Below are 25605 nucleotides of genomic sequence, written 5' to 3' on the forward strand. Positions count from 1 at the left end.
ATATTGTTATTTGTTTAAAATAAAATATATTAAAAATATAAATATATTAAAAAATATTTATAATTAATTAATAATTAACATTATTATTCCAGAATAGTCCAGAATATTATTCTGGAATGTTCATAAAATTTCAAATTATTATTTTATTAATTTAAGGGGGTACTATTAAATTTATGAGTTATACAAATTCTTTAGTTACTTGTGCTTTTCCTTATTCTAATGGTTCCATTCATTTAGGACATTTATTAGAACATATTCAGGCTGATATTTGGGTACGATATAAACGTATGAGAGGTCAAAAAGTAATTTTTATTTGTGCAGATGATGCTCATGGTACAGCAATTATGATTCAATCTAAAAAAGAAAATATTACTCCTGAACAGTTGATTCATCGTACTTTAATAGAGCATAAAAATGATTTTTTAAATTTTAATGTTATTCACGATAATTATTATTCAACACATACAACAGAAAATTTGTTTTTTGTTAAAAAAATATTTTCTACGTTACAGAAAAAAAATTTTTTAAAAAAAAAAAATATATATCAATATTATGATATTAAAGAGAATATTTTTCTTCCGGATCGATTTATTAAAGGAACTTGTCCATATTGTCATACTAAACAACAATATGGAGATAATTGTGAAAATTGTAGTTCTATTTATACAGCGACTGATTTAATTGATCCTAAATCGATTTTGTCAAATACAAAACCTTTATTAAAAAAAACAGAACATTTATTTTTTGATTTACCACAATTAGAAACTTTTTTAAAGAATTGGATATATTCAGGAGTACTACAATCTTCTGTTTTAAATAAAATTAAAGAATGGTTTATAACAGGTTTAAAACCTTGGAATATTTCTAGAGATCAACCTTATTTTGGTTTTAATATTCCTAATTTTCCTAATAAATATTTTTATGTATGGATGGATGCTCCTATAGGTTATATAAGTACATTTAAAAATTTTTGTCATTATAACAAAGATATTAATTTTGAAGATTTTTGGAAAATTGATTCTCCTCATCAATTATTTCATTTTATTGGTAAAGATATTATTTATTTTCATAGTTTATTTTGGCCAGCAATATTAGAAGCTGCTGATTTAAGAAAACCAACAGGAATTTTTGCACATGGTTATTTAACAATAAATCAAAAAAAAATTTCTAAATCGAAAGGACCGATGATTTTAGCAAAAGATTGGATAAAATATTTAGATTCAGATAGTCTACGGTATTATTATGCAAGTCGATTATCTTCTAAAGTAGAAGATATTGAAATGAATTTAGAAACTTTTCATGAAAAAATTAATGCAGATATAGTGAATAAAATAGTAAATCTAGCATCTAGAAGTGCTTATTTTATTAATGTTTATTTTAAAGGATATTTATCAAAAGAACTAACTGATATACATTTATATAAAATATTAATATCAAGTTCAAGAAAAATTGAATCTTTTTTTGAAAATAGAGATTTTTCTTTGGTAGTTTCCGAAATTATAAAAATGTCAAATATTGCGAATCAGTATGTTAACACAGAAGCTCCATGGAATATATTTAATCTTAAAAATGATATATCAAAAAATCGAGTACAAAATATTTGTTCTTTATCTATTAATTTATTTAAAATAATTATAACGTGTTTGAAACCCATAATGCCAGATTTAGCTCAAAAAAGTGAAGAATTTTTGAATATATCTTTAAAATGGGAAGATATTGTACATCCATTATTAAATCATAAAATTGCTCTTTTCAAAAAATTATATAGTAGAATTAATAAAAATCAAGTTCATTTTTTATTAAAAACTTGTACTTTAAAATAATTTTTTCGTTAATGTGATTGTTTAATTTTATGAAACCAATGAATTTCCCAATTTTTTTTATTTATCTGATTTTGTTTTGTATAAAATAATCCAATTGCTCCAATAAATTCATCATCATAAAATAATAAAGGTATTTTATTTCTTTGCCAAGGGGGAATATTAAATTTTTGCCACATTTTTTTTATTGTTGTATGTTTTTTTTGATATATAAATAACATTTTTTTTTTTAAAAAAAAATTAATTTTAACTATTTGATTGTTTAGTGGGGCAGGAGGGAATATATTTGTTTTATTTTTTACATTTTTTTTTGAAATATACCCTATTTGTAATGGTAGTTTTAATATATTATAAGGTTTATTCCATATCATTGATGTATTTTTAATATTATAATTGTTAATAAAAAAATATATATTTTGTTTATATTTTTGAATTTCATAATTTTTTATTAACATAATAGGATTATTTTTTTTTTTATTTTTAATAACTTCAAAATATAATTTATTTAATTGATGTGTTGTAGGCATTTTTTTAATATGTAAAAAAAACCATTTTCTTAAAATAATATTATGTATTTCTATATTATATTTATTAATAAATTTAATATTTAAAGATAAATCTGAATTTAAATATTTTTTATATATATTTTTAATAAAATATTCAATTAAAAATTTATTTTGATGAAATAATTGAGATGTTTTATAACAACTATAAATAAAGTTTGGCCATTTATTTTCTATTAATGGAATTATTTTTTTTCGTAAAAAATTTCTATTATAATGTATATCGAAGTTAGAAGAATCTTCAATCCATTTTATATTATTTTCAATGGCATATTGGTATATTTTTTTTTTTGGCACATTTAATAAAGGTCGTAATAAAATATTATGAAACATGTAAGAACATTCTTTCATTCCAGAAAGACCATCTATTCCACTACCTCTTGTTAAAGCGAGTAGTAGTGTTTCACATTGATCATTAAGGTGGTGACCAGTTATTATTATTTCTTTTGGTTGAAGAATTTTTTGAATGATTTTTAATCGCGCTTTTCTCGCTTTTTCTTCTGTATTAGATTTTTCTTGAATTTTTTGATTTATTTCCTTATAAATTAAGTTTATATTATATTTTTGACATTCTTTTTTACAATGTTGATACCATGAATAAGATTTTGATTGAATTTTATGATTAATATGTAAAACTCTGAATTTATTTTTTTTTAATGTATATATTTTTTTTAATTTAATTATTAGATGTAACAGAACACTTGAATCAATACCACCACTATATAAAATTAAAAAAGAATAATTTAAATTAAAGTATTTTTTTATTTGATTAAAAATAATGTTTTTAAACAATGTCATATAAAAATATGTTTTTAAAGTTAAAGTAAGCCAAAATATGTTATATAAAAAATTATACGTCTGATCGGAATTGAACCGATGACTTCCACCATGTCATGATGGCGCTCTAACCTTCTGAGCTACAGACGTGTTTTTAAATTTGATTATAAATCTTTTTTTTATTAAATACAATAATATTAATTGTTTTAAATGCATTATATATTTTTATATATTAATTGTTTTAATTAAATATATTTTTATTTATTTTATTTTAAAAAATTTTATATAGGGACACAAAATGTTTACAGGAATTGTTATGGGTCAAGCAAAATTTATTTCATTTAAAAGAAAACAAAATTGTATTTCTATGAAATTAAAGTTTCCAATATCATTATTAAATGACCTAAAAATAGGAGATTCTGTATCTAATAACGGATGTTGTTTAACTGTTCAAAATATTGTTCAGAAATGTGTATTATTTGATATAATAGAAGAAACTTTACAGATAACCAATTTTAAATTTTTAAAAAAAAATTGTTTAATTAATATTGAACGAGCTTTAAAAATTAATAGTGAATTAGGTGGTCATTTAGTTTCTGGGCATATAACAGGAACAGTTATAATAAATAGAATTATTAATAATGAAATGAATAAAGAAATATGGATGGAATGTAAAAATTTTGCTTGTATGCAATATATTTTTGAAAAAGGATGTGTTTGTATAAATGGAGTAAGTTTAACTGTCGGTCGTGTTATTAATAATTTTTTTTCGGTATTTATTATTCCAGAAACATTTAAAAATACAAATTTTTTACATGCAAGAGAAATGGATTGTTTAAATCTTGAAATTGATTATATAACTCAAGTTACAGTAGATACTGTAAATAAACAATGTAAAGATTATTTAAAAAAAATTAATATAATATAATTTTTATATTTTAAATATTAATTAATTCAATATGTTTTATTTATTTGAAATATATTAAAATAATAAAGCATATTTTATATATACAATTAAATTATTTTTTCAATTTTTTTAATTTTATATTTAAATTAAATTAAACAAAATATAATCATATAAAATATTTTCAATATTTTTTAATATAATTTAAATATTATTATTCTAACTGGATTTTTATTTGTGATGATTCTTGAAATAGTTATACCAATTTTATCTCACCGATGTTTTTATTATATGTGTAATTCATATACGATCGTGCCTAAAATTGGAGTGAGAGTACAAGTTCCATTTAGAAATCGATTGTTAATTGGAATTGTATTACGATATCATAATAAATTTAAAATAAGTCATTTAATAAAATATAAATTAAAGAGTATCGATACAGTAATAGACACACATTCTTTATTTGGAACAAGTTTATGGAATCTTTTAATATGGTATTCTAATTATTCTCATATTTACCTTGGAAAAATTGTATTAAATATTCTTCCTTTATTATTAAGAAAAGGAATAATTTATACAAAAAAATATTTATGTTGGAGTATTACTGATTCTGGTAAAAAAAAATTACAATTACCTAGTAAATTGGGAAAAAAACAAATATTTACTTTATCTTTATTAAAGAAAAAAAATATTTATAATTTAGAAATAAAAAAATATAAAATTAGCAATGCTGTTTTATCTTCTTTATCTATTAAAGGTTTTTGTATATTACAGAAAACACATTATGTACAAAAAATTGTTTATGTTTTTCAGAGAAAACATTATCCTAATTTAAATATTTTGTTTTTAAAAGAGATAGAAAAAATTTTAAAAAAAAATAAATATACTTGTCCTTTTTATTTTTCAGATATAAATTTTCTACAAAAAGTAGAAGTCTATTTATTTTTATTATACTTAATATTAAATAAAGGACAAACTAGTCTTTTGATTGTTCCTTGTACGAATACAACTTTGGTGTATTATATTAAAAATTTTTTTTATGATAATTATGATGTTGATGTATTAATTTATGATACTAAGTTAAATGAAACAAAAAAAATAAAGATTTGGGATTTTAGTAAAACGTCTATTCCGAAAATTATTATTTCCACAAAAATGGGTATTTTTTTACCTTTAACAAAATTAGGATTAATCATTGTTGATGAAGAATGTGATTTAAATCATATTTATTATAATAAATTTATTTTTAATGCAAAATTAGTAGCTATAGAAAGAGCAAAAAAAGAAAATATCCCTATTTTTTTAACGTCTTCATCTTTAAGTATCACATCCTATAAAGAAATTGTAGAAAAAAGATATCATGAAATAAGAGTATCAGTTTTTCAAGAAAAAATTACAAAATATCATGTATATAAAAATACTTTAATTTATTTAAAGAAAGAGAGAAATATAGGAATTTATTCTGTTCAACTAATTAAAATAATAAGTAGACATCTTTTAAAAAATACAGTTATTTTGTTAATTTTAGAAGATAATAATATATTTTATAATCTATTGCAATGTGATAATTGTAAAAAAATGTTACAATGTTTTAGGTGTAATAATTATTATAAATTTAATAAAAGTTGCAATAATTTATTTTGTCCTTATTGTTTTTGTCAAGAAAACATTCCTAATTTTTGTATATACTGTGGTTTTTTTTCTTTTTCTGTTCGTTTATTTGATATAGAGTTAGCAAAAAAATATTTAAGTGACATTTTTCCAAATGTAAAGATATTATCTTTTTCCAAAAATATTACTTCTGAAGAAATTAAAAAAAATGTTGATAAAAATTATTGTTTAGATTTTTGTTCTTCAACAATTATTTTATCTACCCCTGATTTTGCAAATCGTTTTTTAATTAAAAATGTTTCTTTAGTGGCATTTCTATCTTTAGAAAAATATTTATATTCTAATAACTTCAGGTCTATTGAATATTGTGGAAAATTGTATTACAGTGTTCTGTTTGTTTTAATGAATTCAAAATTAAAAATAAGAACAGTTATTCAAACACCAGAAGAAAATTTTTTATTAACTACATTATTTAAAAAAAATTATTCTTATTTTTTAAATGAATTGTGTAAAAATAGAAAAAATTTATTATTACCTCCATTTCGTTATCACACAGTTATATGGTTTGAATGTATTCAAGAACAAGTTATCATTCTTTTCACAAAATATTTTAAAAAAATATTATGTAAAAAATTATTATTGTTTGCACCAGATTTAATAATTATTGGTCCGGAATTAATTAAAAAAAGAAAATATACAAATTGTTATTATTCAAAAATTTTATTTTCGTATTTTTCTATAACATTTTTACAAAATATTTTAGTTTTTTTTTCAAAAAAAATAAGTGTTCATTCACAATTTAAAGATATAAATTTTTTATTTGATGTAGATAGTGAAAAAAATTAAAAAATTTAATATAAAAAAATTTGTATCAATTCAATAATAAGAGTTTTATTTAATAACATTGATTTATTATAGGATTTTTTTTTACAATGAATATTATAGAAGAATTACATCAAAAAAATTTAATTTTTAATATTTCAAATAATCAAGATTTAATAAAAAAAATTAATGAGAAAAGTATTTCATTATATTGTGGTTTTGATCCTACAGCAGAAAGTTTACACGTTGGACATTTATTACCTTTGTTAGTGTTGAGGTTATTTCAAAAATGTGGACATAAACCAATAGTTTTAATTGGAGGAGCTACTAGCTTAATAGGTGATCCTAGTTTTAAAGAGAAAAAAAGAGAAGATATTTGTTTTGAAGTAATAAAAATTTGGGAAAAAAATATTGTTACTCAAATAAAAAAATTTTTAAATTTTAATCATCATTGTAATTCAGCATTAATAATAAATAATTATGAATGGTTTAATGAGATTAATTTATTAACCTTTTTAAAAGATATTGGAAAATATTTTTCTATTAATAGCATGATTAATAAAGAGTCAGTAAAAAAAAGAATTCAACGAATTGATCAAGGTATTTCTTTTACAGAATTTTCTTATAGTTTATTACAGGCGTATGATTATTTTTTTTTGTATAAAAAATATCACACTATTCTTCAAATAGGAGGATCTGATCAATGGGGAAATATTGTTTCAGGTATTAATTTAATTCGAAAAAAATTAAACAAACAAGTTTTTGGTTTAACTATTCCTTTATTTATTAAATCTAATGGAAAAAAATTTGGAAAAACTGAATCAGGAAATATTTGGTTAGATCCTAAAAAAACCACTCCATATGAATTTTATCAATTTTGGATGAATATCACTGATAGTGAAGCTTTATATTTTGCTAATATTTTAAATATTACTTCAATGCATGAAGTAAATACTTTTCAAAAAAAAGATAAAAATTTAATAATAGAAATGAAAAAAATATTAGCAAAAGAAATAACTATTTTAGTTCATGGAAAAAAAGAATATACAATAGCAAAAAATATTTCTAATAATTTATTTTCCAATAATATTATTGGATTAGAAGAATCAGATTTTCAATGTTTTTTCACAAATAGTTCTATTAAAAATATTCCTATCTTTTATTTCAAATATGTAGATAATATACAGTTAAGAAAATTATTAACAGAAGTAAAGTTGTCTACTTCTTGGAAACATGCTTCTAATTTAATTGTATCTAAAGGAATTAAAATTAATGGAAAAATAGAAAGTAATTCTAATTATTTTATTACATGTAAAGATGTTTTATTTAAAAAATATACTATTTTATGTAAAGGTAAGAAAAAATTTATACTTGTAAAATGGATATAAAAATGAATTTTATAATTTCATTTCAAAACTTTCTCCACAACCACATGTACTTTGTGTTTTAGGATTAAGTATTTTTATTTGTTTATTTAAACCTTGTTGTACAATATCTATTGTTGTTCCTTCAATTATTTTACATATTTTTAGAGGTATAAAAAAATTTATTTTTTTTATGATAATTTTTTTATTTTTTTGTTCAGAAAAAAAATTTTTATTACTGTTTTTGTAAATTAATTCGAAAGTATATTTAAATCCTGCACATCCTGATTTTTTAATATTGATTAAAATTCCAATATTATTTTTTTCATTTTTTTTTATTATTGAATATATATATTCATATGCCGGCTGAGTAACTGTAATTATATTCCATTCCATAATATTTTACACATATTTTATTTTATTAAATAAATGTTGAATATTTATTTAGTATACATTACCCTAAATAAATTATATTTTAATGTATTTTTGATATATAAAATACATATTTTTTTAATATTTAAAATTATATTCTTTTTGATATTTTCAATCAACTATTTTATATATTTTTATATAAAAAAATTTTTTAAAAAACAAAGCGTTAATTTTTTTCAAATTATTTTAAAAAATTCTATAATTTTTATTTAAATTATTTTTTACATCATTATTATACATAATTATGACTATTAAATACAATTATAATTATATTAATATCATTAAAATAATTATATTTAAAAACATTTATTAACAATAATTATATTATATTATAAATATAATTATTGTTAATAAATTTGAAAAATATTTAATGATATTACTCATATTTTATATACATATGATATCTATTTTTATTGTTTATTTTTAACAATAAATTTTTTTATAAAAAAATTTATTGAATTAATTTAAAAAATCTAAATTTTATTTAGATGACTGTTATTTTTTTCTTATTTTTTTTCTTATTTTTATTTCTCATTTTCTCTCTTTTAAAAAACTAAAACATTTTTTTAATTAAATCACATATTTGTCTTAAAAAATATTCATTGATGATTTTTTAATCATAAAAAAGATATTTTTTCATTTATTTATTTTTGTTTTTTTTTTTTTTGAAAGGTATATTTCTTATATAAAAAATGATTTAAAATTAATAATAATAACAATTATTATCATAATAATATCAACATTATATTTTCATATATATGATAAAATTTTTTGTTAGTCTTGTTTTCAAGATATTATGTAAGGTACAATTCTATTAATTTTTTATTATTTTATTATTTTTATTTTTTTATTTTTGTTAATGTATTTCATTTAAAAATAATTTTTTTAATGTTTAATTTTTTTAAAAATATTTAATATATAATTTTGGTATTATTAATTAGATATTTTTTCAATATATTTTTATTAATCATTTTTTATTTTATATAATTTTGTATTTATTTTTATTATATATTATAAATATATTAATATTAATAATTATTTGTATTATTTTTTATTTTTTAATTTTATATTTTTATTAAAAATTTATATAAAAATGTTGGATAAAAATTATAATTTGTAACATTTTTTATAGAAAAATAATAATAATATTTTTAATCATACTTATGATAATTTTTTTCAGTTCTTTAATATCACTATTCTTTTTTTTCCTTCCTCATGTTTTATAACAATTTTTTGTTATAAAAAATATTATTCCAATATTTATCTTAATATTTTATAATTTTAAAAAAAACAATATTAAATATTAAATATTTAATATTTAATATTAATTTTTATTTTTGATAATTTTTTTTTAGAGAAAAACATGAAAAAAACAGATGAATTGAGAACAATCAGAATTGATCCTTTAATTACACCATTAGAATTAGCAAAACGTTATGTAATAACTCCTGAAATTATGGATAATGTTATCCAATCGCGAGCACATATTTCTGATATTATTACTGGAAAAGATTCAAGATTACTTGTTGTAATTGGTCCTTGTTCTGTTCACGATCCTTTAGCAGCTGTTGAATATGCATCTAAACTATATGAATTGCGTAAAAAATATGCGGATCGTTTAGAAATTATTATGCGGACTTATTTTGAAAAACCAAGAACTGTAGTAGGTTGGAAAGGATTAATTTCTGATCCTGATTTAGATGGAAGTTTTAGAGTTAATAAAGGTTTATCTATTGCGAGAAAATTATTATTAGATATTAATAAATTAGGTATGCCTGCAGCAACAGAATTTTTAGATATGGTTATAGGTCAATTTATCGCGGATTTAATTAGTTGGGGAGCTATTGGAGCTAGAACTACTGAAAGTCAAATTCATAGAGAAATGGCTTCTGCTTTATCTTGTCCTGTAGGTTTTAAAAATGGAACAGATGGAAATATAAGAATAGCTATTGATGCTATCCGAGCAACTCAAGTGAGACATTTATTTTTAGCTCCTAATAAAAATGGACAAATGACTATTAATCATACTAGTGGAAATCCATTTGGTCATATAATTATGCGTGGTGGAAAACAACCAAATTATCATACAAAAGATATACAACAAGCAGTTAATTTGTTAAATGAATTTAATCTTCCAGAATATTTAATGGTAGATTTTAGTCATGCAAATTGTTTAAAAGAACCATTACGTCAGATGGAAGTATCTCAATCAATTTGTAAACAAATTCGAAATGGAATGAAGCAAATTTGTGGTGTAATGATAGAAAGTTTTTTAGTTGAAGGCACTCAAAATGTTATTCCAGGACAATCATTACAATATGGTCAATCTATTACTGATCCATGTTTAAGTTGGAAAGATAGTGAAATTTTAATTGATCAATTAGCACAAGCGTTAGATTCTAGATTTTAATAATTTTACATATGCCAGTTAGTATTTACTGGCATATTGATATTGTAATTTATTTTTTATCAATATTTTTAAAAAAAATTATTAGTAAATATCGTTTATATACATTATTTTAAGGATAAAATATGCCGGTTATTACTTTTCTTGATGGAACAAAATGTACATATGAAGAAAATGTTTCTTTTATACAAGTGTTAAAAGATTATAAACCGGATTTAATCAGTTCTTGTGTGGGTGGATTAGTTAACCATGATACAGTGATTCATATTAATACTATTTTAAATCATGATGTTTGTATATCTGTAATTTGTAATAAAGATGTATATGCTATGAATTTAATTCGTGTTACATGTGGTCATTTATTAGGTTATGCAGTAAAACAATTATGGCCTGATATTCAATTGGTTCAGTTTACTTTGACTAAAAATGGATTTTTTTATGATTTTGATACTCAAAAAAATTTTAGTAAAATTGAATTGCAAACAATTGAAAATAAAATGAAAGAATTGTCATTATTAAAATATGATATTAAATTTAAAATGTTTTCTATTCAAGATGCAAAAAAATATTTTTTTGATCAACCTTATAAGATAAACATAATACAAAATAGTATAAAAGAAGATAATAAAAATATTACTGTTTATTTTCATAATGATCATCCTGATATTTTTTTGAATTTAACACAAGCTTCTAATATATCTTTTTGTACTTATTTTAAAGTGGAAAAATGTTCTGGAATATATTGGAATAAAGATAAAAAACAAAAAGTATTACAGAGAATATATGTAATTTCTTGGCCTAATAGTGAACTATATAATAGTTATTTTAGTCAAATATCTTCTTTAAAAAAAAGAGATCATAGAATTTTAGCAAAAAAATTAGATTTATATCATATGCAAGATGATGTTCCAGGAATGGTTTTTTGGCATTCCAAAGGTTGGTCGATATTTAAAGAATTACAAAATTTTATTCGATTAAAATTAACTGATAATGAATATGAAGAAGTTAAAACTCCAATTATTATTAATAAAAAAATGTGGGAAAAAAGTGGACATTGGGAAAATTATAATACTTCCATGTTTACTACTTTTTCTGAAAAAAAAGAGTATTGTATTAAGCCAATGAGTTGTCCAGCTCATATACAAATTTTTAATCATGGTTTAAAATCATATAAAGATTTACCTATTCGTATGTCTGAATTTGGTCATTGTCACCGTAATGAATATTCAGGAAGTTTACATGGTTTATTAAGAGTAAGAGAATTTACTCAAGATGATGGACATATATTTTGTTCAAAAAATCAAATTAGAAAAGAAATTGAAAAATGTATCATAATGATTTTAGATATTTATCGTATTTTTGGTTTTAAAAAAATTGATATAAAACTTGCTACTCGACCTATAAAACGTATAGGAGATGAACAAACTTGGGATCAAGCAGAGCAAGATTTATTATTTGTATTAAAAAAAAATAAGTTGTCATTTGAATTAAAATCAGGCGAAGGTGCATTTTATGGACCAAAAATAGAACTAGTATTAGAAGATTCTTTAAGACGTAGTTGGCAATGTGGTACGATACAATTAGATTTTTATTTACCTAAATTATTAAATGCAGTATATATTAATAAAGATAATAAAAAAGAAAATCCAATATTAATACATAGAGCAATTTTAGGTTCTATAGAAAGATTTATAGGTATTTTGATCGAAGAATATAATGGTATTTTTCCTGTATGGTTAGCTCCGATACAAGTAATATTAATTAGTGTTGCAGAAGAATATTATTTATATATTCATGAAATTAAAAAACAATTAATTTGTGTAGGAATTCGTACTGTAATCGATACAAGAGCTGTATCTATGAAATTTAAAATTAGAGAACATGTACTTGCAAAAGTTCCGTATATATTAGTATGTGGAAAAAAAGAACGATTAGAAAATAAAATTAGTATACGTACAAATACGGGAATAAAAATAAATTTATTAGAATTAAAAAAATTTATTTCTCATGTTACATTAGAAATTAACACTCGTAGTAATATTAATTGGGAGGTATAAAATATTAAAGGTATAAAACGCAATACATTCACAAAACCTAATCGTATTAATAATGAAATTACTCAAGTCGCTGAAGTGCGTTTAACTGGTGTTGATGGTGATCAGTTAGGAATTTGTAGTTTCAAAGATGCTTTAGCACAATCAGATCAATTAGGATTAGATTTAGTAGAAATTAGCCCAAATGCTATTCCTCCAGTTTGTCGAATTATGGATTATGGAAAATTTTTATATCAAAAAAGTAAATCTTTTAAAGAACAAAAAAAAAAACAAAAAGTGATTCAAATTAAAGAAATAAAGTTTCGACCTAGTACGGAAGAAGGAGATTATCAAGTTAAATTAAAAAGTATTATTAAATTTTTAGAAGAAGGAAATAAAGTAAAAATTACATTGCGTTTTCGAGGTAGAGAAATGGCACATCAACATATTGGAATTAATATTTTAAGTAGAGTAAAAAATGATTTGAAAAATATTTCCATAGTTGAATCTTTTCCCCTGAGAATTGAAGGTCGACAAATGATTATGATTTTAATACCAAAGAAAAATAATTAATATTTTAAAGATGTTAACAATTATTTAAATATAAAAAATAAATTATATATAACATGGAATGTCAATATGCCTAAAATTAAAACATTGCGTAGTGCATATAAACGATTTAAAAAAACCGCTTCCGGTTCTTTTAAATGTAAGAAAACTAATTTACGTCATATTCTTACTAAAAAAAGTAGTAAATATAAACGTAATTTGCGTGCAAAAGTTATCATTTCAAAATCTAATCATAATTCAGTCAAATTATTTTTACCATATGTATAAATTATTAAATCTTTTTTTTTATAGAAGGAAAAGTATATATGACCCGTGTTAAAAGAGGTGTTGTTGCTCATGCTCGTCATAAAAAAATTTTAAAAAAAGCAAAAGGGTATTATGGTGCTCGTTCGAGAGTGTATAGAGTAGCTAATCAAGCAGTTATTAAAGCGGGTCAGTATGCTTACCGTGATCGTCGTCAAAAAAAACGCATATTTCGTCAGTTATGGATTACTCGTATTAATGCTGCTGCTCGAAATAATAATGTTTCATATAGCAAATTGATATTTGCATTAAAAAATTCTTCGATTATTATTAATCGTAAAATTTTATCAGACCTAGCTATTTTTGATAAAATAGCTTTTTCTGAATTAGTAAAAAAGTCACAATCAGATTTAAAGATTATTTAATTTTTAAACTAAATAATATTACGTGGGAGTAAATATAACTCCCATTGTAATAATTATTGAAATTAATAAAAGAGTATATAATAAAAATTATGAATAAAATAGTATACTATTTGATTTTATTTTTATAAACAGCAATATATAGTTATAAAATTATATATTTTTAATAAGAGAAAATTATGTTTTTTGATCATTCTTTTTTAATTAAATTTGAAAAAAAAATTAACAAGATTACTACTTGGAAAGAATTAGATACATTACGTATTCAATATTTAGGTAAAAAAGGTTATATTTTTCATTTAATGCAATCTTTAAAACAAGTTTCGAAAGAAAAAAAAAAACAATTAGGTCTTAAAATCAATTTTTTTAAAAATTTTATAAAAAATAAAATAAGATTAAAAAAAAATAAAATAGATGTATTAGATGTTCAAAATGAATTACAAAAATCTTCCATTGATGTAACATTACCTGGTCGTGGTGCTTATTTTGGTTCGTTACATCCTATTACTGTTGCTATAGGTGATATAGAAAATTTTTTCTTAAATTTAGGTTTTTCAATAACTTCTGGACCTGAAATTGAAGATGTATATCATAATTTTGATGCTTTAAATATTCCGATTAACCATCCAGCTCGTAATCAAAATGATACTTTTTGGATAAATAAAAAAATATTGTTGCGTACTCAAACATCTAGTGTTCAAATTCGAGCCATGGAACGAAGGCAACCTCCTATTCGAATGATTTCTTACGGTAAAGTATATCGTAATGATTACGATTCAACTCATACTCCAATGTTTCATCAATTAGAAGGTTTAGTAATAGAGAAAAATTTAAATTTTTCAAATTTAAAGTATTTATTATTTAATTTTATACAAAATTTTTTTAAAAAAAAAGTAAAGACAAGATTTAGAAGTGCTTATTTTCCATTTACTTTACCTTCCGCTGAAATAGATATTTTTAGAAAAAATGATGATAAAAAATCTGAATGGTTAGAGATATTAGGATGTGGAATGGTTCATCCTAATGTTTTAAAAGAAATGGGAGTGAAGAATAATTTATATTCAGCTTTTGCTTTTGGAATAGGTATAGAACGTATAATAATGTTACGTTATGGTATAATAGATTTACGTTCATTTTTTCAGAATGATTTAAGTTTTCTTCAACAATTTAAATAATGTTATATAGGTTTTAGAAAAATGAAATTTAGTGAAGCATGGTTGAAAAAAAAATTTAATTTATTTTTTATTCGTACTGATATTTTATGTCAACAATTAACACAATGTGGATTTGAAGTTGAAGAAGTAGTACATGATACAGGAATAGATGATCAAATAATTGTAGGTAAAATTTTGTCTGTTGAACGACAAATAAAAAAAAAAAATGTTTTTTTATATAAAATATTAATTGGAAATAATATAGTAGTTAAAATAATTTCTGATCTATTTGAATTAAATTGTTTTAATAAAGTTGCAGTAATGTTGGATAGTAATCTAAATATAGAAAATAATAAAAATGTACAAATAAAAAAATTTTGTAGTTATTCAGATTTACATTTAATGTATGGAACTAATAGAATAATATTATTTCCTAATAATGCACAACCGGGAGAACTTGTAAAAAAGTATTTTATAAAAAAAAATAATAATATAATTAAAGTTAATATACCTCCTAATCGTTCAGATGTAATAAGTTTATTAGGTTTGGCGAGAGAATTATCTTCTTTTAATAATATAAATTTACCTGTTTTACCATCTTATTGTATAAGAGAACAAATAAATTGTAAATTAAAAATTAATATAGAAAAAGATAGTGGTTGTAAAAGATATATTGGTAGAATTATTAAAAATATTAATGCTCAAGTCACGACTCCTTTTTGGATGCAAGAAAGGTTGAGAAATTCTGGTGTATATACAGAAAATGTTATTTTAGATATTATTAATTATGTATTGATTGAAATAGGTGAACCTGTTCATATTATTAATATTGACAATAATTTTGATGATTTAAACATCACAAAAAATAAAAAAATAGAAAATGTAATATTACCGAATGGTGTTGCAATTTCTTTAAAAACTAATATTTCAATTATTTCTCAAAAAAATAAAATTTTATTATTATCTAATAATATTAATTTACAATGTTCATCTGTGAAATTAAATACAAAGAATATTTTTATAGGTTCTGCTTGTTTAACTTCTCATCAATTGTCACAAAATTGTTTTCAATATGATATGTTAGATCGAAATGAATTATATATTTATAAAAGGTCTGTTAATATTATACAACAAGAACATAGTGTGAATTATACAACTTTTTTAATTCATAAAATTTGTGGAGGAGAAATAGGACCGTTATCTTATAGTAAGAATATTACATATCATAATAATAATCATTCTAAAAAAATTTTTTTATGTCATGTTTATTTAAACAAAATATTAGGTTTTTTTGTTAATGCTACTGATATATATAATATTTTTTTTTATTTAGGTTATAATATTGTTTTTTTTAAAACAGGTTGGTTCATGATTCCCCCTTATTGGAGGAAAGATGTATATTTACAAGAAGATTTAATTGCTGATTTTATTCGATTGTATGGTTATGATAAAATTCCCATGAATATTTTACCTAATAATAATTTTAATATTCAGAAAAATATATCTTGTAGTGACAAATATAATTTTGATTATAGTAAAAATTTAAAGTTAATATTAATGAGTAGAGGTTATTCTGAAGTAATTAATTATTCTTTTATTAATCCAGATATGCAATATTTGTTTAATCCTAATATTCATCCTTTAATGATTAAAAATCCTATATCAAAAGATATGTCTTCGATGCGTTGTACTTTGTGGATAGGTTTAATTATATCCGCTTTATATAATCAAAAAAGACAAAAATTTTTTTTACGTTTATTTGAAATAGGATTATGTTTTATTCCTAATAAAAAAGAATTATTACAATCTAATCAGATTAGATGTTTATCTGGTTTAATTACTGGATTAAATTTTTCAATCCATTGGAACGAAAAAAATAAAAATGTAGATTTTTATCATATAAAAGGTGATATAGAAGCTTTGTTAATATATTGTGGAATTAAAGAAAAAGTGCAATTTGTTCCAAAACCAATTTTTGGGTTAAATCCTAATATAAGTGCTTATATTTATTTAAATGAAAAAAAAATTGGAAAAATAGGAGCTTTAGATTTGTTGTTAGAAAAAAAGTTTTGTTTTAAAAATTCTGTTTTTTTATTTGAATTATTTTTAGATAAAATTTCATTTTTTTCTATAGAAAAAGTGAAAAAAATTAAATATTTTCCACGAAGTCAAAGAGATATTTCTATTATTATATCAAAATCCGTTACTTATGCATCTATATTGCGTTCATGTAAAAAAAGCATTGGTAATGAAGAAATAGAATTTAATGTATTTGATGTATATCAAGGTAATCATATTGAATCAGGAAAAAAAAGTATTTCTATTAATTTGTTATTTTTAAATCTTAAAGGTGATTTAAATGAAAAAAAAATTAATATTTTAGTCAATAATATTTTGTCCGTTTTAAAAAATGATTTTAACGCAGTTTTAAGAACATAATTATATTATAATATATAAAATTTTATATATATTAATAATATTAACAGTTGAACTTTTTATGTATTTTGTTTATGTGTATATAAACATTAATAATGTAAGTTATTTATTAACATTACATAATATGAATAAATAAAAGTGAAATATTTTTATTATAATAACAATAATTGTTTAATAAATTGCTGTGATTTATGATATAAAATAATAAATGTTATGTTTATGAATAATTATTGTAATAATTATATTATTTTAATAATTATTCATAATTTTTTTTGTGTTAATCTTTGTTGATAATATAGTTTTTTTTTACAATTATTAATATTTTTTATGTTCCAATAATGAAAAAATCGAAATCTAACATTTTTAAAAAAATTTTTTTTATTTCTTTAATTAAAGTTAAACGATTTAAATAAATTTTTATATTTTCATCTTTAATATATATTTTTTTAAAAAAAGTATCGATGTAAAAAATTAACTGAGATAATTTCTTTAAAATTTCTAAATATTCTTTTTTTAATAGCAAATCATTAATTATTTGATTGATTTGTTTAATTTTTTTATATAGAGATATTTCTAATTCATGTTTTAATAATACAATATTAACTTTTTTTAAAAATATTATATTTTTATTTTTTTTTAAAATGTTTGAAACTCGTTTATATGTAATGATTAAATTTGAAAACATTTCGCTGTTATAAAGTTCATGTATAGCTTCAATTCTTTGAGAAGCATCAAAAGGATTATTGTTACAATATTTTAAAATAGAATTTATGATTTTTCGATTAACATTTTTTTTTTTATATAAAAAATATAAACGATTAAACATAAAATGTAATATATTATCTTTTATTTTTTTTGAATTTTTATAATTATACAAATATAAATTTTTTGTTATTAATTTTTTTAGATTAATAGATATTTTTTTTTCTATTAAAATTCTCATAATTCCAATAGATAATCTTTTAATTTTAAAAGGGTCATGATGAGATTTAGTATTTTCTCCTACTATATATAATCCTACAATAGTATCAATTTTATCAGAAATAGATAATAAACATCCAATTTCACTTTTAGGTAAAATATCATCAAAGAAATTTGGATAATAATGTTCTTGAATTGCTTGAGCTACCTTTATATTTTCTCCATTTTGTAATGCATAATATTTTCCGACAAGCCCTTGCATTTCTGGAAATTCAAAAATTAAATGGCTTACTAAGTCACATTTTGATAATAAAGCTGCTCTAACTGCATGATGTATTTTTTTTTTAATATGATCATATGTCCATTTTATTAAATGATAAATTCGAATAGTTTTATCATATAATGTACCAAGTGTTTGTTGAAATATAACTTTTTTTAATATTTTAAGATTATCAATGAGTTTAACATGTTTATCTTGATTTAAAAAAAATACAATGTCAGATAATTTAGCATGTATGACTTGTTGATATCCAAAAATTATTTTTTTGTTATTAGAAGATAATATATTAGTAACTATAAGAAAATAGTTACTAAGTTTTTGATTAATATATATTGGAATATTTTTTTGATATACTTGCAATATATATATAATTATTTCTTGAGGAATATTTAGAAATTTTGGATCAAATTTTCCTAATAACACATCAGGATATTCAATTAAAGCGTTTATTTCTTCTAAAAACAGAGAATTGATTTTAATTTCTCCTTTAATCATTTGTACTGCATGTGACATTCTTTGTTTTAATATTTTTTTTCTTTTATTAAAATCTACTATTACCATTCCTTTTTCAATTAATGTATTTAAATATTCTTGAGGATTTTTTAAATGAATTTTTTTGTTATACATTAAGTGATGTCCATACGTGAAATTTTTAGATATTAATCCAAACATTTTTAATTTTAATACTGATTTATCTAATAATGCTAAAATATTTCTTACTGGACGAATAAAAGAAGATATATTTTCTTTCCACCTCATTTTTTTTTTAAAATTAATATTTTTAATAGAATTTTGAATAATTTTAGAAAGAAATGGTTCAATATTTTGTTTTTGTTCAAAAGATTTTTGTGCAATATGTTTTTTATGGTTTTTTTCCAAAAAATATATTTTTTTTTCATCAATTTTATTTTTTTGTAACCATGATAAACCTACTTTATTAAAAGTATTATCCTTATTCATTACATATTCAATTGGAGGACCTATGATTGTTTTAGTCTTCATAAATCTTATTGTTTTCATTTGATTAATTGTAATTGCTATTCTCCTTGTGGAAGCATACCATTCTAATTTTTCATAATTTATTTTTAATTTTTTTAATTCATTCATAACATTATAATAAAAAGATAATGCAATATTTTTTAGTTCTTTATGAGGTATATCTTCTATATATATTTCTACTAAAAGTGTTTTTTTCATTATTTTTTTCTTTGTTTATTAAAAAATGTATTTATGAGTATTTATTTAAATAAATGGTAGCAGCTAATTTTGATAACATTCTTAATTGAAGAATATATTTTTGTCGTTCTGTAACAGAAAATATTTTTTTTGCTTCTATTAAATTAAAATTATGGTTTGCATATAAAAAATGTTCATAAGCTGGAAAAATTAAAGGATTTTTTAATGTTAATAATCTTTTACATTCTTTCTTATGTAATTGAAAAAGATTTATAAGCAATTTTGTATCTGAATAAATAAAATTGTATTGTGATTGTTCTTTTTCATTTTTGTAAAATAAATCTCGATATGTTATGGTATAGTTTTTATTATTCATCCATATACAATCATATATACTTTTTTTATTTTGAATGTGCATACATATTCTTTCCAATCCATAAGTAATTTCAACAGTAACTGGATTACATTCTGTACCTCCTACATTTTGAAAGTATGTAAATTGTGTAATTTCCATACCATTAATCCAAACTTCCCACCCTACTCCAGATGCACCTAAAGTTGGATTTTCCCAATTATCTTCTATAAATCGTATATCATTCATTTCTAATGAAATATTAATTTTTTTTAAAGAATTTAAGTACATTTCTTGAATATTTATTGGAGCAGGTTTAATTACTAATTGTAATTGATAATAATATTGTAATCGATTAGGATTGATTCCATACCTTCCGTCAGAAGGTCTACGACAAGGTTGAACATAAATATTAGAATAGGGATTAGGACCAATAGATTTAAAAAAAGTTTCTGGATGAAATGTTCCAGCCCCTACTGGAGTATCAATTGATTGTAATGGAATAACTCCTTTTTTATTCCAAAAATTAATTAAAGTTTGTAAAATATCCCAAAAATTTTTTTTTTTATTTATTAACATAGTATTCCTGAATATATATTAAAAATTTTACAAAGTATAAAAATTATTAATATTAATAAATATTTTTAATATTAATAAAAGTATTGATATAATATATATATTATATGATATATAAATTTTATTTTTATTAATTAAATAGTATACAATTTAATTGTAATCTAATAGTATTAATATATATATATTTTTTTTAAAAATAAAATTCACAATATTATATTCAATTATTTTGATATACGATTTACATCAAAATAAAAAATGTATTTATTAATTTAATTAAATAAGGTATGTATGAGATATTTAGGTTTTCATGTAAGTGCTGTAGGAGGTCCACTCAAAGCATTAAAAAGAGCGTATCAATTAAAATCTACTGCATTTTCTTTTTTTACTAAAAATCAAAGAAAATGGAAATCTAAAAAATTAAGTGAAAACAGTATTATTAGTTTTAAAAAAGCATGTAAAAAATATGCTTATAATAATAATCAAATTTTACCTCATAGTAGTTATTTAATTAATCTAGGACATCCAAAGAAACTTTTTTTAGAAAAATCAAGACAATCTTTTATAGATGAATTAAATAGATGTTTACAATTAGGTTTATTATATTTGAATGTACATCCTGGTAATCATTTAAAAAAAGTTTCTGAGGAAAAATGTTTAGAAATTATTTCTAAATCCATTAATATATCTTGTGAAACAGTTAAAAACATTATTGTGGTTATTGAGAATACTGCAGGACAAGGAAGTAGTGTAGGTTATAATTTTTCTCATTTATCTAATATTATTTCTAATATAAAAGATAAAAATCGTGTAGGAGTATGTTTAGATACTTGTCATTTATTTGCATCTGGTTATGATCTTAGTTCAGAATATTCTTGTGATAAAGTGTTGGAAGATTTTGATCAAATAGTTGGTATTAAATATTTAAAAGGTATACATTTAAATGATGCAAAATCACTTTTTAATAGTAGAGTTGATAGACATCATAGTTTAGGTTATGGAAATATTGGAGTATCACTGTTTAAATGGGTAATGAATAATAAAAATTTTTTTCATATTCCAATTATTATAGAAAGTATTAACTCCAATTTATGGGAAAAAGAAATTAAATGGCTTCGTTCACTTATTTAGTTTTCTTATTGTATATTTCTAACATTAATTTTTTAGTACAAAAATAAAAAAGGAAAATATCATGATATCATTATGTATTAGTTTATTTTTTGTTATGTTAGAAAGATGTCCATAAATTTATATAGAATTATATAAAAAAAATTATTTAAAATAATATAAATCAATTGTATTTTAAAATATATTTATATATATTTGTATGGAAAAAATATGTTAGTTATCTTTGCAGAAAAGCGAATAAAAATAGGAAAAAGTTCTAGTCGTTTTTTGAGAAATCAAAATAAAATTCCGGCTATAATTTATGGAAAAAAAATAATTCCTGTATATATTTCAATTAATCAAAATATTTTTTCTAAAGTTGAAAATACTTTACATTTTGATAAAAATAATATCAATTTAAATATTGATAATATCATTAATTATGTAGTAAAAATAAAAGAAGTGCAAAGACACCCTTTTAAAAAAAAATTATTACATATTGATTTTTTGTTAAAGTAATTTTTTTACTTTAATTATCAAGTATTTGATAATTAAAAATATATATTTTATTAAAAATATCAGGTTTTTTGAAATAGTTCGGCACGTAATATAAATTGGTGATGAACTGTCATTAATAGACAGAAATCAGAGGTTCAAATCCTCTCGTGCCGAATATGTATGGAAATTAAATAATTATTTATTGTATGTAATTTAAAAAATTTTTAATTATTTAATGTTTCATCATGATTTTGAATTGTAGGGGAAAAAAATATTTTCCATAATAATGTTCTAAAGATATACATTTTAGGATGAAATTGGATTAAAATAATTCCTAATATTCCTATTAAACATAAAATGCATGATATCCAAAATGTTGTTTTAACAGTTAAAGAAAAAAGTAGTTGTTGATATTTATGTGCTTTCCACCACCTCCAAAAAAACCATATTCCAATGATATTTATTAAAAATATGAATATTAATAGTATTTTGAAATTGTCTTTTTTTGCTATTAATTCTGGATTATTTATTGTAATACCAGCAACAATTCCAGGTAAAAAATATAATATCGGCCATAATATACATGCGACGATATTAGGAAGAAAAAATTTTTTTATTGGTAATTGAAGCATTCCGGAAATAATTGAAATAATTGGTCTAGTAGGACCAATAAATCTTCCTATTAAAATAGTAAGAACACTATATTGATATAGTGCGCTTTTTGTTAATCTAAATATTGTTTGATATTTTTGAAATAAAAATAAATTGTTTAACCATTTTTTAAATTTCCATCCTATATAATAGGATAACCAATCTCCAAATAAACAACCTATGGTACTACCAAACCATGCAGAGTATAAATTTAATTGTCTATTACCTATTAATGTTCCTATTGCTGTCATAAAAACAATACTCGGAAAAAGAAAACTTATTATTAATAAAGATTCTGCGAAAGATATTATTCCTATTATTAATATAGAATATCCAGTAGGTTGACTTTTTAAATATATTAACCAAGATTCCATAATTTTTTTTATTCTATGTTTTAAAAAAAAATGATTATTATCACAAAAGAAATATATAGTGTTAATATTTAAGTGATTTTATTAATATATTTGTATCTTTTTGTTTATTTATATTGTGTAAAAAATACTGAATTGAATATATTTTATTTAATTAATTGTTACTGTTGAATTATTGTGTTTTAATAAATATGATAAAACTATTATTACATTTATTTTAACAATATTAAAAATAAAGTAAAATATAAAAATTTCATGATTTAGAAGTATATGTTTGTAAAGATATAAATATTATTTTTTTTGTTTATGTTTATTTAAAATAACATACTTTTTTAATTTTGAATTTTTATAATAAAATTAATGATTCCATGGAAGAACTGATAAACTATGAACAATTCTTTGGATATTTTTATCAAAAATAGTATTCCTAATAGAAATTTAGGTCAAAACTTTTTATTAAATCAAGATATAATAAAAAAAATAATATGTTTAATTAATCCTCAGATACAACAATTTTTTTTAGAAATTGGACCAGGATTAGGTGCCTTAACTGTTCCTTTGTGTAAAATAACAGAAAATGTGATTGTTATTGAAATAGATCATAGAATGGTAAATTTTTTAAAAAAAAAAATTATTAATAGTAAAATTAAAATTCTTCATGACAATGCTTTACATTTTAATTATCAAAATATTTTTAAGTACAATAGTAATCATTATCCTGTTCGAGTAATTGGAAATCTTCCTTATAATATTTCTATTCAATTAATTTTATTATTTTTGAAACGAATAGACTTTATACATGATATGCATTTTATGGTGCAGTATGAAGTTGGTTGTAGATTAATTGCATTACCTGGAAATAAACATTATGGTCGTATTTCAATTATTTCACAGTATTATTGTGATATTATTCCGTTGATAATTGTAGATTCTAATTCTTTTTACCCATCTCCAAAAGTAAAATCTTATTTTATAAAATTTAAACCTCATAAAAATAAATATCCAATTGTTAATATAGAAATTTTAAGTTTAATTACTAAAACTGCATTTTCTCAAAGGAGAAAAATTATTAAACATAGTTTATCATCTTTATTTTCATTACATACATTATTAAAATTAAATATTAACCCTTTATTAAGGGCACAAAATTTAACAATAATAGATTATTGTGTTTTGTCAAATTATTTAATAAAAAAAATATATACATAATATCAAGTTATAATTTTTATTTTTTTAAATATGGAAAAAATATGACTATTTATTTAGTAGGAGATATTCATGGTTGTTTTGATCAATTAAAATTAATTTTAAAAAAAGTAAAATTTAATAAAAATATTGATCAACTATGGGTTACTGGTGATCTTGTATCTAGAGGTCCAAAATCTTTTGAAGTAGTACAATATTTATTTTCATTGGAAGATGCAGTTTATTTAGTCTTAGGAAATCATGATTTATTTTTTATTTTATCTTATCTTAATTATCAGAAAGGTAATCCTTTAAGAAAGGATACGATTTCTTTCTTTCAGAATAAAGAAAGTGAAATATTAATTCAATGGTTACGTCGACAACCTTTATTAAGAGTAAATTATCAACATAAATTTATTTTATCACATGCTGGTATTTTTCCTCAATGGACTTTATCAGTAGCTCAAAAATGTGCTAGAAATGCTGAAAAGATTTTATCTAGTGATCAGTGTTGTGAATATTTAAATAAAATTAATATTGATAAAAATAATTTTTGGAATGATAGTTTGACACCATTCAATAATTTTGCATTTACTATTAATGCTTTAACTCGCATAAGATATTGTGAATCAAATGGTAATTTAAATATGCTAGAAAAGTCACCTCCTTCACTTAAAGATAGTGATAATAATTTAATTCCTTGGTTTTTAATGGAAAATTCTATTCCTATAGAATTTTCTTTTGTTTTTGGTCACTGGTCTGCTTTAGATGGAAAAGGTACTCCAAAAAGGTTTTTTCCATTAGATACTGGATGTTGTTGGGGTAAAAAATTAACCTTATTAAGATGGGAAGATAAAAAATTTTTTTTTCAACCTTTTTAATAATTAATATAATAGTTATTATTTTTTTTATATAAAAATATGATGATTTTCA

20 protein-coding genes and 2 tRNA genes are annotated in these 25605 nt (G+C 20.6%); 16 read left to right on the top strand and 6 right to left on the bottom strand.

What is annotated here, in order from left to right:
- The first annotated feature begins 173 nt into the window (after positions 1-173).
- Complete coding sequence (gene metG, locus D9V80_RS00485) at positions 174-1823, top strand: methionine--tRNA ligase (RefSeq protein ID WP_158353168.1); 1650 nt, start codon at positions 174-176, stop codon at positions 1821-1823.
- An 8-nt stretch (positions 1824-1831) separates the two neighbouring features.
- Here the strand turns inward: metG and tilS are convergent, their stop codons facing one another.
- Positions 1832-3181: a tRNA lysidine(34) synthetase TilS gene (tilS, locus tag D9V80_RS00490; RefSeq protein WP_158353170.1), complete on the bottom strand. Its 1350-nt coding sequence runs from the start codon at positions 3179-3181 to the stop codon at positions 1832-1834.
- 55 nt (positions 3182-3236) lie between these two features.
- Positions 3237-3310 (bottom strand) — tRNA-Val (locus D9V80_RS00495).
- Between the two features lie 148 nt (positions 3311-3458).
- Between D9V80_RS00495 and D9V80_RS00500 the strand changes: the two genes are divergently transcribed.
- The 3 genes from D9V80_RS00500 to tyrS all read left to right on the top strand — a co-directional run bounded on the left by D9V80_RS00500 (position 3459) and on the right by tyrS (position 7885).
- On the top strand, positions 3459-4088 hold the full coding sequence (locus D9V80_RS00500; protein ID WP_158353172.1) for a riboflavin synthase subunit alpha: 630 nt from the start codon (positions 3459-3461) through the stop codon (positions 4086-4088).
- A gap of 216 nt (positions 4089-4304) precedes the next feature.
- Positions 4305-6521, top strand: a complete 2217-nt coding sequence (locus D9V80_RS00505; protein ID WP_261978570.1) for a hypothetical protein — start codon at positions 4305-4307, stop codon at positions 6519-6521.
- A gap of 86 nt (positions 6522-6607) precedes the next feature.
- The gene (gene tyrS, locus D9V80_RS00510) at positions 6608-7885 is read left to right on the top strand and encodes a tyrosine--tRNA ligase (RefSeq protein ID WP_158353176.1); all 1278 of its coding nucleotides are present in this window, start codon (positions 6608-6610) and stop codon (positions 7883-7885) included.
- Positions 7886-7894: 9 nt separating this feature from the next.
- On the opposite strand, the gene D9V80_RS00515 is transcribed toward tyrS, so the two are convergent.
- Complete coding sequence (locus D9V80_RS00515) at positions 7895-8257, bottom strand: iron-sulfur cluster assembly accessory protein (RefSeq protein ID WP_158353179.1); 363 nt, start codon at positions 8255-8257, stop codon at positions 7895-7897.
- Between the two features lie 1399 nt (positions 8258-9656).
- On the opposite strand from D9V80_RS00515, the gene D9V80_RS00520 reads away from it, so the two are divergent.
- The 7 genes from D9V80_RS00520 to pheT all read left to right on the top strand — a co-directional run bounded on the left by D9V80_RS00520 (position 9657) and on the right by pheT (position 17561).
- Positions 9657-10703, top strand: a complete 1047-nt coding sequence (locus D9V80_RS00520) for a 3-deoxy-7-phosphoheptulonate synthase (protein ID WP_158353181.1) — start codon at positions 9657-9659, stop codon at positions 10701-10703.
- A gap of 122 nt (positions 10704-10825) precedes the next feature.
- Positions 10826-12757 (top strand): threonine--tRNA ligase, encoded by a 1932-nt coding sequence (gene thrS / locus D9V80_RS00525; RefSeq protein ID WP_158353183.1) that lies wholly within the window; start codon positions 10826-10828, stop codon positions 12755-12757.
- Between the two features lie 3 nt (positions 12758-12760).
- The gene (infC, locus tag D9V80_RS00530) at positions 12761-13306 is read left to right on the top strand and encodes a translation initiation factor IF-3 (RefSeq protein WP_158353185.1); all 546 of its coding nucleotides are present in this window, start codon (positions 12761-12763) and stop codon (positions 13304-13306) included.
- 66 nt (positions 13307-13372) lie between these two features.
- Positions 13373-13570, top strand: coding sequence for a 50S ribosomal protein L35 (gene rpmI, locus D9V80_RS00535; protein WP_158353187.1), 198 nt, complete (start codon positions 13373-13375; stop codon positions 13568-13570).
- 38 nt (positions 13571-13608) lie between these two features.
- Positions 13609-13971, top strand: a complete 363-nt coding sequence (gene rplT / locus D9V80_RS00540; protein WP_158353189.1) for a 50S ribosomal protein L20 — start codon at positions 13609-13611, stop codon at positions 13969-13971.
- Positions 13972-14147: 176 nt separating this feature from the next.
- Entirely contained in the window at positions 14148-15143 is a 996-nt protein-coding gene (gene pheS, locus D9V80_RS00545; protein ID WP_158353192.1) for a phenylalanine--tRNA ligase subunit alpha, read from the top strand.
- 21 nt (positions 15144-15164) lie between these two features.
- A complete protein-coding gene (gene pheT / locus D9V80_RS00550) occupies positions 15165-17561 on the top strand; it encodes a phenylalanine--tRNA ligase subunit beta (protein WP_158353194.1) in 2397 nt (798 codons plus the stop codon).
- A 322-nt stretch (positions 17562-17883) separates the two neighbouring features.
- On the opposite strand, the gene glyS is transcribed toward pheT, so the two are convergent.
- Together glyS and glyQ are read right to left on the bottom strand one after the other, a co-directional pair.
- Entirely contained in the window at positions 17884-19956 is a 2073-nt protein-coding gene (gene glyS, locus D9V80_RS00555; RefSeq protein WP_158353196.1) for a glycine--tRNA ligase subunit beta, read from the bottom strand.
- 31 nt (positions 19957-19987) lie between these two features.
- Positions 19988-20866, bottom strand: a complete 879-nt coding sequence (gene glyQ, locus D9V80_RS00560) for a glycine--tRNA ligase subunit alpha (RefSeq protein ID WP_158353198.1) — start codon at positions 20864-20866, stop codon at positions 19988-19990.
- Between the two features lie 285 nt (positions 20867-21151).
- On the opposite strand from glyQ, the gene nfo reads away from it, so the two are divergent.
- The 3 genes from nfo to D9V80_RS00575 all read left to right on the top strand — a co-directional run bounded on the left by nfo (position 21152) and on the right by D9V80_RS00575 (position 22639).
- On the top strand, positions 21152-21991 hold the full coding sequence (gene nfo / locus D9V80_RS00565) for a deoxyribonuclease IV (protein ID WP_158353200.1): 840 nt from the start codon (positions 21152-21154) through the stop codon (positions 21989-21991).
- A gap of 207 nt (positions 21992-22198) precedes the next feature.
- Entirely contained in the window at positions 22199-22486 is a 288-nt protein-coding gene (rplY, locus tag D9V80_RS00570) for a 50S ribosomal protein L25 (RefSeq protein WP_158353202.1), read from the top strand.
- 79 nt (positions 22487-22565) lie between these two features.
- A tRNA-OTHER gene (locus D9V80_RS00575) sits at positions 22566-22639 on the top strand.
- A 50-nt stretch (positions 22640-22689) separates the two neighbouring features.
- On the opposite strand, the gene D9V80_RS00580 is transcribed toward D9V80_RS00575, so the two are convergent.
- Entirely contained in the window at positions 22690-23490 is an 801-nt protein-coding gene (locus tag D9V80_RS00580) for a DedA family protein (protein ID WP_158353205.1), read from the bottom strand.
- Between the two features lie 384 nt (positions 23491-23874).
- Between D9V80_RS00580 and rsmA the strand changes: the two genes are divergently transcribed.
- Both rsmA and apaH read left to right on the top strand, forming a co-directional pair.
- A complete protein-coding gene (gene rsmA / locus D9V80_RS00585; protein ID WP_158353207.1) occupies positions 23875-24696 on the top strand; it encodes a 16S rRNA (adenine(1518)-N(6)/adenine(1519)-N(6))-dimethyltransferase RsmA in 822 nt (273 codons plus the stop codon).
- Between the two features lie 41 nt (positions 24697-24737).
- Positions 24738-25553, top strand: coding sequence for a bis(5'-nucleosyl)-tetraphosphatase (symmetrical) ApaH (gene apaH / locus D9V80_RS00590; RefSeq protein ID WP_158353209.1), 816 nt, complete (start codon positions 24738-24740; stop codon positions 25551-25553).
- Positions 25554-25605 lie beyond the last annotated feature (52 nt).

The organism is Buchnera aphidicola (Thelaxes californica), from assembly GCF_005080825.1.
Classification (GTDB): Bacteria; Pseudomonadota; Gammaproteobacteria; order Enterobacterales; family Enterobacteriaceae; genus Buchnera_I; species Buchnera_I aphidicola_V.

Bases quoted from the DNA above. Each gene is read 5' to 3' on its own strand.
- D9V80_RS00500 (WP_158353172.1), top strand. From the start codon at position 3,459: ATGTTTACAGGAATTGTTATGGGTCAAGCAAAATTTATTTCATTTAAA.
- D9V80_RS00505 (WP_261978570.1), top strand. From the start codon at position 4,305: ATGATTCTTGAAATAGTTATACCAATTTTATCTCACCGATGTTTTTAT.
- pheT (WP_158353194.1), top strand. From the start codon at position 15,165: ATGAAATTTAGTGAAGCATGGTTGAAAAAAAAATTTAATTTATTTTTT.
- tilS (WP_158353170.1), bottom strand. From the start codon at position 3,181: ATGACATTGTTTAAAAACATTATTTTTAATCAAATAAAAAAATACTTT.
- rpmI (WP_158353187.1), top strand. From the start codon at position 13,373: ATGCCTAAAATTAAAACATTGCGTAGTGCATATAAACGATTTAAAAAA.
- apaH (WP_158353209.1), top strand. From the start codon at position 24,738: ATGACTATTTATTTAGTAGGAGATATTCATGGTTGTTTTGATCAATTA.
- tyrS (WP_158353176.1), top strand. From the start codon at position 6,608: ATGAATATTATAGAAGAATTACATCAAAAAAATTTAATTTTTAATATT.
- D9V80_RS00520 (WP_158353181.1), top strand. From the start codon at position 9,657: ATGAAAAAAACAGATGAATTGAGAACAATCAGAATTGATCCTTTAATT.
- metG (WP_158353168.1), top strand. From the start codon at position 174: ATGAGTTATACAAATTCTTTAGTTACTTGTGCTTTTCCTTATTCTAAT.
- D9V80_RS00580 (WP_158353205.1), bottom strand. From the start codon at position 23,490: ATGGAATCTTGGTTAATATATTTAAAAAGTCAACCTACTGGATATTCT.
- rsmA (WP_158353207.1), top strand. From the start codon at position 23,875: ATGAACAATTCTTTGGATATTTTTATCAAAAATAGTATTCCTAATAGA.
- rplT (WP_158353189.1), top strand. From the start codon at position 13,609: ATGACCCGTGTTAAAAGAGGTGTTGTTGCTCATGCTCGTCATAAAAAA.
- pheS (WP_158353192.1), top strand. From the start codon at position 14,148: ATGTTTTTTGATCATTCTTTTTTAATTAAATTTGAAAAAAAAATTAAC.
- thrS (WP_158353183.1), top strand. From the start codon at position 10,826: ATGCCGGTTATTACTTTTCTTGATGGAACAAAATGTACATATGAAGAA.
- nfo (WP_158353200.1), top strand. From the start codon at position 21,152: ATGAGATATTTAGGTTTTCATGTAAGTGCTGTAGGAGGTCCACTCAAA.
- rplY (WP_158353202.1), top strand. From the start codon at position 22,199: ATGTTAGTTATCTTTGCAGAAAAGCGAATAAAAATAGGAAAAAGTTCT.
- D9V80_RS00515 (WP_158353179.1), bottom strand. From the start codon at position 8,257: ATGGAATGGAATATAATTACAGTTACTCAGCCGGCATATGAATATATA.
- glyS (WP_158353196.1), bottom strand. From the start codon at position 19,956: ATGAAAAAAACACTTTTAGTAGAAATATATATAGAAGATATACCTCAT.
- glyQ (WP_158353198.1), bottom strand. From the start codon at position 20,866: ATGTTAATAAATAAAAAAAAAAATTTTTGGGATATTTTACAAACTTTA.